At 63.8% G+C, this 14597-nt stretch carries 16 protein-coding genes; 14 read left to right on the forward strand and 2 right to left on the reverse strand.

Annotated features, from left to right (window positions below; translation table 11 throughout):
• The first annotated feature begins 45 nt into the window (after positions 1-45).
• From pgsA to ACO06O_RS14850, 8 genes are read left to right on the forward strand one after another with little or no spacing between them, the layout of a single operon-like run.
• A complete protein-coding gene (gene pgsA / locus ACO06O_RS14815; protein ID WP_421881258.1) occupies positions 46-600 on the forward strand; it encodes a CDP-diacylglycerol--glycerol-3-phosphate 3-phosphatidyltransferase in 555 nt (184 codons plus the stop codon).
• Positions 601-603: 3 nt separating this feature from the next.
• Positions 604-1101 (forward strand): molybdopterin-guanine dinucleotide biosynthesis protein B, encoded by a 498-nt coding sequence (gene mobB / locus ACO06O_RS14820; protein WP_421881260.1) that lies wholly within the window; start codon positions 604-606, stop codon positions 1099-1101.
• 44 nt (positions 1102-1145) lie between these two features.
• Complete coding sequence (locus ACO06O_RS14825) at positions 1146-2870, forward strand: adenylate/guanylate cyclase domain-containing protein (protein ID WP_421881262.1); 1725 nt, start codon at positions 1146-1148, stop codon at positions 2868-2870.
• A 33-nt stretch (positions 2871-2903) separates the two neighbouring features.
• The gene (locus ACO06O_RS14830) at positions 2904-3143 is read left to right on the forward strand and encodes a hypothetical protein (protein ID WP_420418310.1); all 240 of its coding nucleotides are present in this window, start codon (positions 2904-2906) and stop codon (positions 3141-3143) included.
• Between the two features lie 30 nt (positions 3144-3173).
• On the forward strand, positions 3174-4475 hold the full coding sequence (gene glp, locus ACO06O_RS14835) for a gephyrin-like molybdotransferase Glp (protein WP_421881265.1): 1302 nt from the start codon (positions 3174-3176) through the stop codon (positions 4473-4475).
• Positions 4472-4723 (forward strand): molybdopterin converting factor subunit 1, encoded by a 252-nt coding sequence (gene moaD, locus ACO06O_RS14840; protein ID WP_421881268.1) that lies wholly within the window; start codon positions 4472-4474, stop codon positions 4721-4723. Before glp ends, moaD begins: the two co-directional genes overlap by 4 nt.
• Before the next feature lie 3 nt (positions 4724-4726).
• Positions 4727-5179: a molybdenum cofactor biosynthesis protein MoaE gene (locus ACO06O_RS14845; RefSeq protein WP_421881271.1), complete on the forward strand. Its 453-nt coding sequence runs from the start codon at positions 4727-4729 to the stop codon at positions 5177-5179.
• Positions 5170-5658 carry a GNAT family N-acetyltransferase gene (locus ACO06O_RS14850; RefSeq protein ID WP_420418314.1) on the forward strand — a complete coding sequence of 163 codons (489 nt, stop codon included), beginning with the start codon at positions 5170-5172 and terminating at the stop codon, positions 5656-5658. Before ACO06O_RS14845 ends, ACO06O_RS14850 begins: the two co-directional genes overlap by 10 nt.
• A 15-nt stretch (positions 5659-5673) precedes the next feature.
• Here the strand turns inward: ACO06O_RS14850 and ACO06O_RS14855 are convergent, their stop codons facing one another.
• On the reverse strand, positions 5674-6180 hold the full coding sequence (locus tag ACO06O_RS14855; protein WP_420418315.1) for a hypothetical protein: 507 nt from the start codon (positions 6178-6180) through the stop codon (positions 5674-5676).
• Between the two features lie 141 nt (positions 6181-6321).
• On the opposite strand from ACO06O_RS14855, the gene gpmI reads away from it, so the two are divergent.
• The 5 genes from gpmI to ACO06O_RS14880 all read left to right on the forward strand — a co-directional run bounded on the left by gpmI (position 6322) and on the right by ACO06O_RS14880 (position 12588).
• A complete protein-coding gene (gene gpmI, locus ACO06O_RS14860) occupies positions 6322-7881 on the forward strand; it encodes a 2,3-bisphosphoglycerate-independent phosphoglycerate mutase (RefSeq protein WP_421881275.1) in 1560 nt (519 codons plus the stop codon).
• A complete protein-coding gene (locus ACO06O_RS14865; RefSeq protein WP_421881279.1) occupies positions 7868-9232 on the forward strand; it encodes a murein hydrolase activator EnvC family protein in 1365 nt (454 codons plus the stop codon). The genes gpmI and ACO06O_RS14865 overlap by 14 nt, the downstream gene beginning before the upstream one ends.
• On the forward strand, positions 9229-10569 hold the full coding sequence (locus ACO06O_RS14870; protein WP_421881282.1) for a S41 family peptidase: 1341 nt from the start codon (positions 9229-9231) through the stop codon (positions 10567-10569). Before ACO06O_RS14865 ends, ACO06O_RS14870 begins: the two co-directional genes overlap by 4 nt.
• A gap of 76 nt (positions 10570-10645) precedes the next feature.
• Positions 10646-11980, forward strand: a complete 1335-nt coding sequence (locus ACO06O_RS14875; protein ID WP_421881285.1) for a divergent polysaccharide deacetylase family protein — start codon at positions 10646-10648, stop codon at positions 11978-11980.
• A gap of 89 nt (positions 11981-12069) precedes the next feature.
• Positions 12070-12588, forward strand: a complete 519-nt coding sequence (locus ACO06O_RS14880; RefSeq protein ID WP_420418320.1) for an RNA pyrophosphohydrolase — start codon at positions 12070-12072, stop codon at positions 12586-12588.
• Positions 12589-12649: 61 nt separating this feature from the next.
• Here ACO06O_RS14880 and ACO06O_RS14885 read toward each other — a convergent pair whose 3' ends face one another.
• Positions 12650-13363 carry a phosphoadenylyl-sulfate reductase gene (locus tag ACO06O_RS14885; protein WP_421881288.1) on the reverse strand — a complete coding sequence of 238 codons (714 nt, stop codon included), beginning with the start codon at positions 13361-13363 and terminating at the stop codon, positions 12650-12652.
• 266 nt (positions 13364-13629) lie between these two features.
• On the opposite strand from ACO06O_RS14885, the gene ACO06O_RS14890 reads away from it, so the two are divergent.
• The gene (locus tag ACO06O_RS14890) at positions 13630-14595 is read left to right on the forward strand and encodes a putative metalloprotease CJM1_0395 family protein (RefSeq protein ID WP_421881291.1); all 966 of its coding nucleotides are present in this window, start codon (positions 13630-13632) and stop codon (positions 14593-14595) included.
• Positions 14596-14597: the final 2 nt, after the last annotated feature.

Consider the following 14597-nt stretch of genomic DNA (forward strand, 5'->3'; position numbering starts at 1 on the left):
AAAGCTGCCGAAAATCGGTCCGACGGGAGGGGGCGCCGCGCCGCGATGTTGTTCAGTCTGCCGAATTTCCTGACGCTGCTGCGCATCGTGGCAATCCTGCCGATCGTCGGCCTGTTCTATGTCGACGGCGATTGGGCGCGCTGGACCGCCTTCGGTCTTTTCGCGGTCGCCGGCATCACCGATTTCTTCGACGGCTATCTGGCCCGCGCCACCGGCCAGGTTTCCAAGCTGGGCCGCTTCCTTGACCCGATCGCCGACAAGCTGCTGATCGCGGCGGTGATCTTGATGCTGGTCGCGTCGGGCGGGTTGTCGGGCCTGGCGGTCCTGCCGGGCCTGGTGATACTGATCCGCGAGATCACCGTGTCGGGCCTGCGCGAGTTCCTGGCCGAATTAAGAGTCGGCATGCCCGTTTCCGGCCTGGCGAAATGGAAAACCACGATTCAGATTGTCTCGCTGGGCTTCCTGATCGTCGGCGAAGCCGGACCCGCCATGCTGCCGACCGTGTTGATCGGCGAAGTGCTGATATGGATTGCGGCCTTCCTGACCGTGATCACCGGCTTCGATTACCTGCGCGCCGGCCTGAAACATATGACGGAATAAGCCATGCGGATCCTGGGCATCGCCGGTTATAGCGGATCCGGCAAGACGACATTGGTCACCAAACTGATTCCCGCCTTGATCGAACGCGGCCTGACCGTTTCCACGATCAAACATGCGCATCACGCTTTCGACGTCGACACGCCCGGCAAGGATTCCTATGAGCACCGCAAAGCCGGAGCCACCGAGGTTCTGGTGTCTTCGGCCCAGAGATGGGCGCTGATGCACGAGCATCGCGGCGCGGCCGAGCCGGGACTGGACGAGCTGCTGGACCGATTGGCCCCGGTCGATCTGGTCCTGGTCGAGGGCTGGAAGTTCGGCGACCATCCGAAGCTGGAAGTCTTCCGCCAATCGGTCGGCAAGCCGATGCTGGCCCCCGACGACAAACAGGTCGTCGCCATCGCCACGGACCTCCAGGAATTGCCGGACCTCGCCATCCCGCGACTCGATATCGACGATGTCGACGCCATTGCAGATTTCGTCGTGGAGTATGCTAAGGTCTGATGCGTACACGGCCGGCACGCGGCCGATTCTTCGGAGCGTCCCGTTTGCTGAAATCCTTTACCATCGGCGGAAAAATCTACTCCATTGCCCTCGGCCTCGTGATTCTGATGGTCGCGGTGTCGGCAGCCTCCCTTTATATGGTCGACCGCGTCCGTGAGGAATTGCAGCTTCAGTCGACGATCTTTCTGCCGCTCAGCAACCGGGTTGCGTCGATCGAAGTCAAAGTGCTGGATGGGGAAGTCCATATCGAACGTCTGCGGCATGCCTTGGAAGAAGGTCGCCAGACGCTGGTTTCCAACGACATTCACAACAAAATTCAACAGATTGGCGCCACCGCCGACGAGGAGTTTCAACGCGCCTACGCCATTCTGGAGAGCATTGATCAGGCCGCCCTGTCCAAGGACAGCGCGGTCGCCGCCGCCCAGGTGGGGGCGGCCCTGCATTCGCTGGATACCGAGTACCGCGACTACCGCATGAAGCTGGAAAAGATGCTGACCGCCGAATTGAGCGGCGCCGTGTCGAATGTGCAATTGTTGAACGAATTGCTGATCCAGGATGAACAGCAGATTTACGAGCATGCCGAACGGGTTCGCGCGCAGATGCAGGATCATGTTTCGGCGTCGTTGAACCATGTCGTGGAACTGGATGAAATCCTGGACCGCCTGATCTTCATCCTGACCGGGCTTGCGGCCCTTTTGGGATTGTTGCTGTCAGCCCTGGTGACCCGTTGGATCGTAACCCCGATGCGCGCCCTTGTGTCCGGGCTGAAGCGCGTCGAGGACGGCGATTTGGAAACCGAACTGCGCATCGACACGCGCGATGAAACCGCCGCCATGGCCCGCAGCTTCAACGAGATGATTGCCGGACTGCGCGCGAAGGAACGCATCACCGAGACCTTCGGCAAATATGTCGACGCGCGCGTCGTGGATTCGCTGATCGGAAACCCGGCCCTGACCAAACCGGGCGGCGACCGCCGGCATATGACGGTCCTGTTCACGGATATGAGCGGCTTCACCGGCCTGTCGGAGGCGCTGTCACCGGATCTTCTGGTCCGGTTGTTGAACGAGTACTTTACCGAAATGTCGGATCCGATCATTCAGCGCGAAGGCGTGATCGACAAATATATCGGCGACGCGATCATGGCCTATTGGGGGCCGCCCTTCACCGACCCGGCACACCAATCCGAATGGGCCTGCGCCGCGGCACTGGATCAACTGGACCGGCTGGAAGGGTTCCGGAAGGCTGTACCGGACATAATCGGCGTGAAGCTGCAGGCCGAGCCGATAGACATTCACAGCGGCATCGCCAGCGGCCCCGCTCTGGTCGGCACCGTCGGGTCGCACCAGCACCGGAACTATACGGTCATGGGCGACACGGTGAATCTCGCCGCCCGTCTGGAAGGCGCTTGCAAGGCATACAAGGTGCGCATTCTGGTGGACGAAACCACCAAGGCCGACTGCAAGGACGTCTTGTTCCGAGAGGTCGATTTCCTGCGGGTCAAGGGCCGCGGCGAACCCGTCCGCGCCTACCAACCCCTGTCGCGTCTGCCTGCATCGGAAACCGCACAGTCCCTGGCCAAGCACTATTCCGACGGTCTTTCCGCCTATCGCATGCGCGACTTTCAGGGCGCGGTACGGTTGTTTGAAAAATGCCTGGAAATCACCCCCGGCGACGCGCCGAGCCAGGTCCTCCTTGAACGGGCGACGGCCCTGCGCGATACGCCGCCGCCGGACGGCTGGGACGGCGTTTGGGAAATGCGAAGCAAGTGACGGATCGGTTCGGGCCGGGTATGGTGGCGCATCATGTCCGACCGTAAACGCATAGACCCCAGATTGGTCCCGCCCGGGATCGGCCATAATGGCGGCCCGCCGCTGCAAAGCCGATATTCCTGGAAGGCCGTCTGCTGGCGGAAGGCGCAGGCCAAGGCCTGGAAATCGCCGCCGCCGGAAGTCGTGCGCCGCCGGTGCAAGCGCGCCGCGGAACTGGGCATGACCTACCGGGAATACACACTGGAAATCCTGGAGCGCGGCCGGCACCTCTAGGCCGGATGGGCATTCGGGAACGGATCGGGCATGGCGCAGCTAACCGACGATTGTTTCGCCTTCGACGGGCCACTGATCACGGCGGCCGACGCCTTGGCGCGCATTCTCGGCAATCTGACTGCGATCGCCGATGTCGAAACGGTCCCCGTCTCCCAGGCCCTGAACCGATTGCTGGCGGAGGATGTGACCGCCCCTCACGCCGTGCCGCCCTATGCCAATTCCGCCGTCGACGGCTATGCCGTCTATCACGCCGATCTGAACGCCGATGCGGATACGATCCTGCCGGTCGTTGGGCGCGTCGCGGCGGGCCGGCCATTGGGACGCCCGCTGAAACGCGGCGAAGCGGTCCAGATCTTCACCGGCGCCCCGATGCCGGACGGTATGGCCGAAACCGGCGGACCGGATACCGTGATGATGCTGGAGGATTGCCACGCCGACGATGACGGCACGCGGGTCGTTTTGCGGCCCGGGATCAAGCCGGGGGCGAACCGGCGTCTGGCCGGGGACGACGTAGCCGCCGGCAGCACGGTCTTGCACGCCGGCAGCCGGCTGGGCCCTTCCGAACTGGGCATGCTGGCGGCCTGTGGCCGGACGGAGGTTCTTGTCCGTCGCCCGCTTTCCGTCGCGCTGTTTTCCACCGGCGACGAGGTGACGGAGCCGGGCACGCCGCTGCCGCCGGGCGCGCTGTATGATTCGAACCGCTATGCCATCGGCGCGGCGTTGCAATCCATCGGTTGCGCGGTGGAGGATCTGGGCATTCTGCCGGACGATCCGGCGCGCATCCGCGCGACCTTGCGCGACGCCGCCGACCGCCATGCCGCCATCCTGTCTTCCGGCGGAATGTCGATGGGCGAGGAGGATCATGTCCGCGCCGCCGTCGAGGCACTTGGCAGCCTTAACTTCTGGCGCGTCGCGATTAAACCGGGCCGGCCGGTCGGCATGGGACTGATCAAATCGGAAACCGGCCAAAAGGCGGTGCTGATCGGCTTGCCCGGAAACCCCGTCGCCGCGATGACGACCTTCATCGCCATGGCACGCCCTGTCCTGTTGACCCTGGCCGGGGCGGCGGTGACGGAGGTAGCGCGGTTTCGCGTCATCGCCGATTTCGGCTATAAGAAGAAATCCGGCCGCCGGGAGTTTGTCCGCGCGCGGCTGGATGGCCGGGACGAAGCCACGTCATTGCCGCGCGCCGTAAAGCACGGCCGCAGCGGCGCAGGTGTCCTGTCCTCCATGGTCGGCGCCGACGGATTTGTGGAACTTCCGGAGGACGACACCCATCTGGAACCGGGTACGACGGTCGACTTCTTGCCGTTTGCGGAGGTATTTCGATGAAAGTTCTGTATTTCGCCTGGCTGCGTCAGCGGATCGGCACCGGGGAAGAGACCCTGGATTTGCCGGAGGGCATCTCCAATGCCGGGGAATTGATGGATTGGCTGAAAGCCAAAGGCCCGGGCTATGAGCAGGCGTTCCAGAACGCCGATGCCGTCAAGATCGCCGTCAACCAGACCTTCGGGTCGCGCGAAACGCCGGTCGCCGCCAATGACGAAGTCGCCTTCTTCCCGCCGGTCACGGGCGGCTGAACGATGAGCGTTTCCGTCCAAGCGGAGGATTTCGACGTCGGCGCGGAACTGGCGGCGATGACCGACGGCAAGGTATCGATCGGCGGGGTCTGCAGTTTCGTCGGACTGGTCCGTGACATGAATGACGGGTCCGGCGTCGGTGCGATGACGCTGGAACACTATCCCGGCATGACCGAACGCATGCTGGAGGAAATCGAGGCGGAGGCACATCGCCGCTGGCCCCTGGAGGCCAGTCGCATCATCCACCGCCATGGCCGCCTGGAACCGGGCGACCGCATCGTCCTGGTCGCCACCGCCAGTCCGCACCGGCTGGCAGCCTTCGAGGCCTGTCATTTCCTGATCGACTGGCTGAAGACAAAAGCGCCTTTCTGGAAGGCGGAGGAATTGTCGGAGGGCGGCACGCGATGGGTCGACGCCCGCCACGGCGACGACGAGGCGGCGGCGAAATGGCAGTAGAGGCGAATATGGAAACCGGTCCCCTTGAAATTGTCCGCGCCGGCGAGAACGACGCCGATCTGGTCGCCATCATGGTGCACCGGCTGCTGCATGAGGTCGGTGCCTGGCACGGCGCGCCGGATGACGAGCGCATCCACGAGGTGTGCCGCGAACTGCTGGAAGGGGATTCCCGCTTCATCGCGCTGTTGGCCTTCGATTCAGAACGGCGCCCGGTCGGCGTCATGACCCTGACCGAAGCCGTCGCGATCTATGCGCAGGGCCGCTTGGGCATCATCATGGAGCTTTACGTCGTGCCCGACGCCCGGTCGGCCGGCGTCGGCGACCGCCTGATCCATGAGGCACGAGCGATCGGCAAGACACGCGGGTGGACCATTCTCGAAGTCAACACACCGAACGGTGAGAAATGGGCGCGCACGCAATCCTTCTATGAGCGCCAGGGCTTTCGCCATGTCGGCCCGTTCATGAAGTTGAAGCTCTGACGGCAAATCGTCGCTTCAAAGATAGGCGAAGGCCTTTTCCTTGCCGATCTCTTTGACCAGCTTCTTCCCGACACGGCCGATCAGCTTGATGCCGGATTTTGAGATTCCGAGCTGGTCCGGGAAGGGCGGCCCCTTGCTGACCCGGTCGACCAGACCGTGCTGCGACAACAGGATCAGCAGTCGGCGGATCGTTTCGCGCGAAACACCGATATTCCCGAAGATTTCAAACAGCGCGGATTGGCTGAGATTCGGGAAAATCTTCAGATTGCCGGGCGTGTCGACCTCATGACGGGCCAACAGCGCGGCGAACTGCTTTTCAGTCAAATCCGACGAGGCGAAATCGGCGAGAAAGAGCAGAATGGTGTAGCTGTGAATGCTGGAAAGCTGAACCGCGTCCTGCCGTGCGAGCGGCGTTCCGGACCCTTCCAGCAGTTTTTCGATCTCGCGCTCATACGCCCGAAGCGCCAGAGCCGGCGCTCGAAGGTTCGCATCAATGGGGGTCGCTTCCTTGGTCTTCGCCATTTCCCGATCCTTTTTCATCACCTTTTGGGCCGCGGACTTTCAACACCCCCGCGTCTGCGGTAAAACCTCCCCCATCGGCATTCACTATAGTATGGGAACGCCGAAAATGCATTACCAGGATAAGAAAATAGCGCTTGAGCCATGACGACATCCGCATCGCGTCCCCGCCCCGTAGTCTTATGCATCCTCGACGGCTGGGGCGAGAGAGCCGAGACCAAGGATAACGCCATCGCTGCCGCGACGACGCCGGTCTTCGACCGGTTGAAGGCGAGCGTGCCTTTCGCGACGCTTGAAGCATCCGAGACCTTCGTCGGCCTGCCGAGCGGCCAGATGGGCAATTCCGAGGTCGGCCATATGAATCTGGGCGCCGGGCGGGTTGTCATGCAGGACCTGCCCCGCATCGACGCGGCGATTGCAGCGGGCGAACTGGCCGCCAATCCCGAATTGAAGGCTTTCGCCGCCCGCCTGCGCGAAACCGGCGGCACGGCGCATATTCTGGGCCTGTTATCCGACGGTGGGGTGCATAGCCACCAGGATCATATCGCCGCCCTCGCCAAGGCATTGGCCGATGACGGTATCCCCGTCGCGGTGCACGGCTTCCTGGACGGCCGTGACACCGCCCCGCGCAGTGCCGGGGGCCTGATCGACGCCTTCCGCGCGGCCGCGCCGGATACCCGCATCGCCACACTTTGCGGGCGCTATTGGGCATTGGACCGCGACAAGCGCTGGGACCGCGTGCGCAAGGCTTATGACCTTTTGGTCGACGGCAAGGGCGCCCAGTCCGACGACCCGTCGGCGGCGATCGAAGCGTCCTATGCCGCGAATGTAGGCGACGAATTCGTCGAACCGGTCGCCCTGGGCGGCTATGCCGGCATGCGCGACGGCGACGGGTTGCTGATGGCGAATTTCCGCGCCGACCGTGCGCGCGAAATCCTGTCCGCCCTTCTGGATCCGGCTTTCGACGGTTTCGCCCGGCCCCGGCAGGTCGACTTTGCAGCCAGCCTCGGCATGATCGAATATTCCGAGGCGCATAACGCATTCCTGAAAATTCTGTTCCCGGCCGAAACACTGGACGATGTTCTGGGCGCCGTCGTCGCCGAGGCGGGCGGACGGCAATTGCGCATTGCAGAGACCGAGAAATACGCCCACGTCACCTTCTTCCTGAACGGCGGTCGCGAGGCCGTCTTCGAGGGTGAGGACCGGATCCTGGTACAGTCGCCGGATGTTGCCACCTACGATCTGCAGCCCGAAATGTCCGCGCCGGAAGTCACCGACAAACTGGTCGCGGCAATCGAGTCGGGAGTTTACGACCTGATCGTCGTGAACTACGCCAACACCGACATGGTCGGCCATAGTGGCGTGTTTGACGCCGCCGTTGCGGCGGTGGAAGCGGTCGATTCCTGCCTCGGCCGATTGGAAGCAGCGGTGCTGGCGGCGGGCGGGCGCATGCTGGTCACCGCCGATCACGGCAATGCCGATATGATGGTCGATCCGGAAACCGGCGGCACGCATACCGCCCATACGCTCAGCAAGGTGCCGTTGCTGCTGGTCGGCGCGCAAGCCGGCACGATCGACGGATTGGGCGACGGACGGCTGGCGGATGTCGCCCCGACCCTGTTGGATCTCATGGGCCTGGCGCAGCCTGCGGCCATGTCCGGACGGAGCCTCTTGCGGCGCTCCGCCCGCCATGCCGCGGAATAATCCGGCCACATCGATCGGACCCGCCGCCCTGGTTTTGGCGGCCTGCCTTGCATGGTCGGCGTTCCCGGTAACCGCCCAAACCAATCCCGAAGCCGAAGCCCAGCGCATCGAGTCCGAACTGGAGAGCGAGCGGGCGCGCAGCCGCGACTTGGAGAAGCAGGCTCAATCCCTGGCCCGGGAGTTGGAGGCGCTGCGCCTGCAACTGGTTACCGTGGCCCGCGATACCCAGGAGCGGGAGAACCTGGTCAGCAATCTGGAAGTCCAGATCGTCGACCTGCGAGCCGAAACCGAACGCCGCCGTCAGGTCTTGAGCGAGCGGCACAGCCAGTTGACCGGCACATTGAGCGCCCTGACCGGCCTGTCGGCCGATGCGCCGCGCGCCTTTTTCCTATATCCGGGCGAACCCTTGGATGCGGTGCGCGGGTCGATCCTTTTGCAATCCGCCGCACCCGTATTGGGCCGACGTGCCGGCATTCTGCGCGACGACCTGGCCGCACTGGAGGCGGTGCGGCTGGATCTCAATGACAAGCTGGATCGCCTCAGCCAGCAGGATGCCGCCCTGTCGCAGGATCGCGCGCGGCTGGAATCGCTGCTGGTCAAGAAACGCGCCCTGTACGATCAGACCGCTCAGCAATCGCGCGCTGCCAATGAGCGGCTGCGGGAGCTGACGGAGAAATCGGCCGATCTCAAAGAATTGATGGCGGCGCTGGAGGCGGAACGGATCGCCCGTGAGGTCGACGAGGTGAACAGGTTGAAGGCCGAACAGGCCGCCCGCGCGGCGGCGGAAGCGGCCGCGAACCGCACGCCGGAAGCGCCCTCCACCCCGCCGGAGACCGCCTCCAATCCGGCACAACTGGCTGCGCTGGCAACCGCACCGACCGTTCGACCCGACGGAATCCGCACATTTCCGGCGGAAGGCGTGATTACACCCCCCTCCGTCGGCACGCTGGTTCAGCGCTATGGACAGGATACGGGCTATGGCCAGACGGCGAAGGGAATCGTCATCGAGACCCGGCCGGATGCCGCAGTTTTGTCACCTTTCGATGGGAAGGTGGTCTTCGCCGGGCCATTTCGCGACCTGGGCCCGATCTTGATCATCGAGCATGACGGTGGATATCATACGGTTCTGGCGGGGTTTGCGCGTATCGACGTCGCCGGCGGGCATTGGTTACTGGCCGGGGAGCCGATCGGCATCATGCCGCATACGAATTCCGTCGTCTCCGAATTCACGGGCGGACAAACTACGGGTAGCGGAACGCGTCCGCGGCTCTATATGGAACTGAGGCGCGAGGGGCATCCCGTCAATCCGCTTCGATGGATCACGGCTGGCAGCATTAGGGTGAACGGATGATTTCGCAGAACGACGCTTGCACCATTTCGAACCGCGCCGGATGGCCCGCCGTTCGGACCCTTCTGGCGGCTTCGGCTCTCGGCGTCGCCTTCCTGGTCGCACCGGCCCCACAGGCCGTCGCACAGGATACCGACAAGGATCAGCCCGATACGTTCGAAATGCTCGATCTTTTCGGCGAGGTGTTCAACCGCGTCCGAGAGGACTATGTCGAGGAAATCAGCGACAAGGAACTGATCGAGGCCGCGATCCAGGGCATGCTGGACAGCCTGGACCCGCATTCGGCCTATATGGACGAAGAAACCTTCCAGGCGATGCAGACCCACACGCGCGGCGAGTTCGGCGGGCTGGGGATCGAGGTCAGCATGGACGAAAGCGGTTTCGTGCGCGTCGTCTCCCCCATCGACGATACGCCCGCCGCCCGCGCCGGGATCGAAGCCGGCGATCTGATTTCCCATCTGGACGGCGAGGCCGTGAAGGGCCTGACGCTGAACGAGGCCGTCGAGAAAATGCGCGGCCCGGTCGGCGCGGACATCGTCCTGACGGTCCTGCGCGAAGGCATCGCCGATCCCTTCGACGTCACCATCACCCGTGACAAGATTCAGATCCAGTCGGTGCGCAGCCGGATGGAGGGCAATGTCGGCTATATTCGCATCACCAGCTTCTCCGGACAGACGCAGAGCGGCTTGGAACGCGCGATCGATTCCATCAAACAGGAGGCCGGCGAGGACCTTGCGGGCTATGTCCTGGACCTGCGGAACAATCCGGGCGGTCTGCTCAATCAGGGCGTTTCCGTGTCAGACACCTTCCTGGAGCGCGGCGAAATCGTCTCGACGCGCGGCCGCAGCCCGGAGGAAATTCAACGCTTCCAGGCGACCCCGGGTGATCTGACCGACGGTTTGCCGATTGTGGTTCTGATCAATGGCGGTTCCGCCAGCGCGTCGGAGATCGTCGCGGGCGCCCTGCAGGATCAGCGCCGCGCGATCCTGGTCGGCACCCCGACCTTCGGCAAGGGCTCGGTTCAGACGATCACCCCGCTGAGTCGCAACAATGCCGCGATCAAGCTGACGACCCAGCGCTTCTATACGCCCAGCGGCACGTCGATCCAGCAATTGGGCATCAAGCCTGACATCGTCGTCGAACGCGCCCGTGTCGAAGTTCTCGACGCCGGGCAACGCCGTTTCGAACGCGATCTGGATGGATCCTTGGAGAACGAGAACGGCGCGGTTCAGAACGACGAGAAGGCGGCGACCGATACCACGATCGAGGACTATCAGCTTGCACGCGCTCTCGACCTTGTGCGTGGAATCGGCTTGTATCGGTCTCAGTCGTCCAACTAAGTCGCGGCGGGCATTGACGCGGACACGCATCCTCAACGCGCGGTTCGGTCGCCCGGCCGCGCAGTGAGGGTTTGTATTGGCGAAACCGAACCTGGCCGCAATTGTCGAGAAGCTGAAAGGGATTGGCCCGTCCTTGCGCGCCAAGCTGCCCGGAAAGCTGGGCGGCCGGTCCGGCGACGGGTCCGAAGGCGATTCTGGGGACGGCTCCGCCAAGACCGATCCCTATGCCGGCGTTCCCGATCATCTAAAGCCGACCTTCTTTGAGCGCAACGCCCAGATCCTGCCGGTTGCGGCCGCCTATGCGGCACTGTTTCTCGCAGTCGTGGGGGTCGGCACCTATCTGTTCCTGAAGTCGGACGCGATCGAGGCCGAGCTGGAGGCCAAGGTACCGCGCGTCGAGATGACGGAATTCGATGTGGTGGACAAGCGCGGCCAGCCGACCGACACCGCCCAGGAAGAAGCCGCGTCTTCCGAGACTCCCCCGGCGGAGGCGACCGAAACGCCTGCCCAAGCCACCGCCGATCAAACGGCGGCTGAGCCAGTGACGGAAACGGATCAGCCGCCCATCCGGTCGGTCGACGAACCCGACCCCTATGCCGGTAATCTGGCCCCCCATCCCGATCCTGGATTGGTCGAAACCGTCGCGACGATCGGTGATCTGCCCCGGATTGGCGAGGACGGCCGCCTGCCCTGGAAAGTCTATGCCCGGCCGTCCAGCAGTCTCGAGACTCGGCCGCGCATCGCCGTCGTCTTCACCAATCTGGGCCTGTCGGAGCGCAGTACCGAGGCCGCTATCGCGCTGCCCGGCGCCGTCACCCTGGCCTTTTCGCCCTATGCGCCGAGGATCGAGGAATGGATCACCAAGGCGCGGGACGCCGGCCATGAAGTGATGATCGGTCTGCCCATGGAACCACGCGATTTCCCGCGCAGTGACGCGGGATTGCTGTCGCTGATGACGTCGGTCGACGAGGAGCAGAACCTGCTCAACCTGCAACGGGTGCTCAGCGTCAGTTCAGGCTACATTGGCGTGGTCAATTTCCAGGGGTCCGGTTTCACCGCCAGCCGCGCCGCGATGCAGCCCATCCTGGCGGCGCTGACCAGCCGCGGCCTTGTCTATCTGGACACACTGGAGAATGCGACCAGCGTCGCGCCGGAACTGTCCGAGAAACTCAGCACCCCCTTTGCCACGGCCGATCTGGTGCTGGACCAGACCCTGTCGCGGCCCATGGTGACGACACGGTTGAGCCAGTTGGAACTGGTAGCCAAGAACCAGAAAACGGCCATCGTCGCCGTTCAAGCCTTTCCCATGCTGATGGACCGTGTCGGGTCCTGGACAAGGGACCTTGCAGGAAAATCGATGGTCCTATCGCCGTTATCCGGCATAATAGCCGCCCGCAATCGCGGAAGCTGACCGTCCCCAAGGGCGGCGACGAAAAATCAGGCCGGTGAACCGGCCGAAGCGTAGTTGGAGCAGGGATGTCGGGACGGGAACAATCGGATGTGCCATCGCGAACGGGCCCGGTAGCGATCACTGATTCCGTCGATCCCTATCGAGACGACCCCCGCCCCTACCGCCGCTGTGTCGGCCTGATGCTGTTCAACGGCGACGGGTCGGTTTTCGTCGGCAACCGGATCGATGTTCCAGGCGATCACTGGCAAATGCCCCAAGGCGGGATCGATCCCGGCGAGTCTCCGGAACAGGCTGCCTGGCGCGAGCTGCGTGAGGAAGTCGGTACGGATCGCGCCGAAATATTGGCCGAAAGCAAGACCTGGTATCCGTACGACCTGCCGGTCGGCCTGTCCCGTCGGATCTGGAAGGGCAAGTATCGGGGCCAGACCCAGCGCTGGTTCGCCTTCCGCTTCCTGGGCCAGGACGGCGATATCGACCTGACCCATCACAAGCCCGAATTCAGCGAATGGCGTTGGGTGCCTCTGGCGGAATTGCCCGACCTGATCGTCCCCTTCAAACGCCCGATCTATGAACGCGTGATCCGGGAATTCTCGAAGTTCGGTGGATAACCGATACGGGTGCCCTGTCCGCACCTGCGTTCCGGCGCAGACAGGAGCCCTTTGGGGATAGCTAAGCGGCGCGTTCGCCGTAGCGGTGAATGCCGCACTCCGTCTTTTCCTGACCAACCCAACGGCCGGACCGATCGTCGCCGGCTGCGATGGGCTTGCCCGTGCAGGGGCCGCAGCCGATCGAGCGATACCCACGATGCCACAGCGGATGCCGGGGCAGCGCGAAATTGTCGAAATACGCGTCGATCCGGTCGGGAGTCCAATCGGCCAGCGGATTCAGTTTCAGTCGGTCCGGCCCATCCGTCTCGGCTGTCGGCAAGACGGCACGCGCACCGCCCTGGAACCGTTTGCGGCCGGTGACCCAAACGTCGAACTGTGCCAGGGCTTTTTCCAGCGGCTGCACCTTGCGCAGATCACAGCAAGCATCGGTATTAGTCTGGTGCAGCAAGCCGTCGGGATCGCCCGGGGTTGCGTCGCGCGCCGGACCGATGCTGCGGACATCCTCCAGCCGCAGCCGGTCGATCAGCATGTCGCGGTAATCCAGCGTTTCCTGAAAATGTTTGCCGGTATCGATGAACAGAACCGGTGTCCGCCGATCGATCCGCGCCACGAGATCCAGCACTATCGCCGATTCCGCACCGAAAGCGGAGACGACACAGGCTCGCCCCGGAAAGATTTCCTCCAACGCTTTGCTCAACAGCGGCGTATCGGACAGGCCGGACAGCGCCTGAAGGGCGGTGTCGAGGCGATGGGGGCTGGCGGCGGCTCGGGTCATACTGTATCTCCAACTGTAGTTTTCTAATCTATACACTGTGTTTGTGTGATTCAATGAATTCCACACCTCAGACCAATTTATTTTCGAAGTTTTTTTCGGAGTCGCCTTTTTCCGGGATTTTCGCTAGGGTTCGCAGAAGGTTGGGGCAGAAAGGCCTTTTAAACCGCCCTCCGCATTGAGGCGGTTGCGGCGAACCATCGGGTCACGAGACCGGCCGGAATTGTCGTTTCCGGTGCAGTTTCAGATGAACCGTCAGAAGACGAACGATGCAGATCGACCGGGCCGGCACGGCCGCCTTAGCAACTATTCAGCAGATCGGATCGCCACGCGACGCCCAAAGTGCTACGCCGGTGCCGAGCGTGCCGCAGGCCCAGGCGTTGCAAAGCCCGGGCGCCACAGCCTTCGATTTTCAGGGCTCGACACTCAGCGCGCAGGCTGTGGCGGTATTGCAGCAGACCGGCGGCGCGGCGCCGCTTCGCAACACCACGCCCGGTGCGCAGGAATCAGAAGACGGCCGACGCCCTCCCGGCGGGACTGCGAACCGGGTGGCGGAAGAAGAGGAACGTCCGGCCCAGGCCGATGAAGAAGGCTCGGACGGTCTGACGCCGGAAGACGAGGCCATCGTTCGGGAGTTGCAGCGGCGTGACGCCGAGGTCCGCCGCCATGAACAAGCCCACGCGGCGGCCGGCGGCCGATTTGCCGGACCGCCCTCCTATGAGTATCAGCGTGGTCCCGATGGGCGGCTCTATGCCGTCGGCGGCGAGGTGAGCATTGACACCAGCCCTGTCGCCGGCGATCCGGAAGCAACGATCGCGAAAGCGCAACAGGTTCGGCGCGCGGCTCTGGCCCCGTCCCAACCGTCGCCGCAGGATCGGCGTGTGGCGGCCGAAGCGCAGCAGCAGATCGCCCAGGCGCGCGCCGATTTACGGACGGAACAGGCCGCGGCCCGCGCCGAAGAAGCCGAGCAACGCCGCGAAGAAGCGGATACCGCCGAGGCCGCCCGCGGCAGGGCCGATAACGGATCCACGGCACAGGGTACGGAAGTTCAAACCGCCGCCGCCATCCGGCAAAGTGCCGGGACCGAGACCGCCTCCGACCGGAACGAACAGCAGCCGGGAGCCGTCGCTTCGGACGGGCTGGCCGCGGTTCGGCTGCAGGCGGGCCTGGCCTTCGGTCAGTCCCTGGCCCTGAACGGCAATGCGCAAGCCCCCCGCAACGGCGGGTTCTTCTAAGG

Origin of the sequence: Pacificispira sp. (assembly GCF_965228185.1) — a bacterium.
Lineage (GTDB): Bacteria > Pseudomonadota > Alphaproteobacteria > UBA8366 > Aestuariispiraceae > Pacificispira.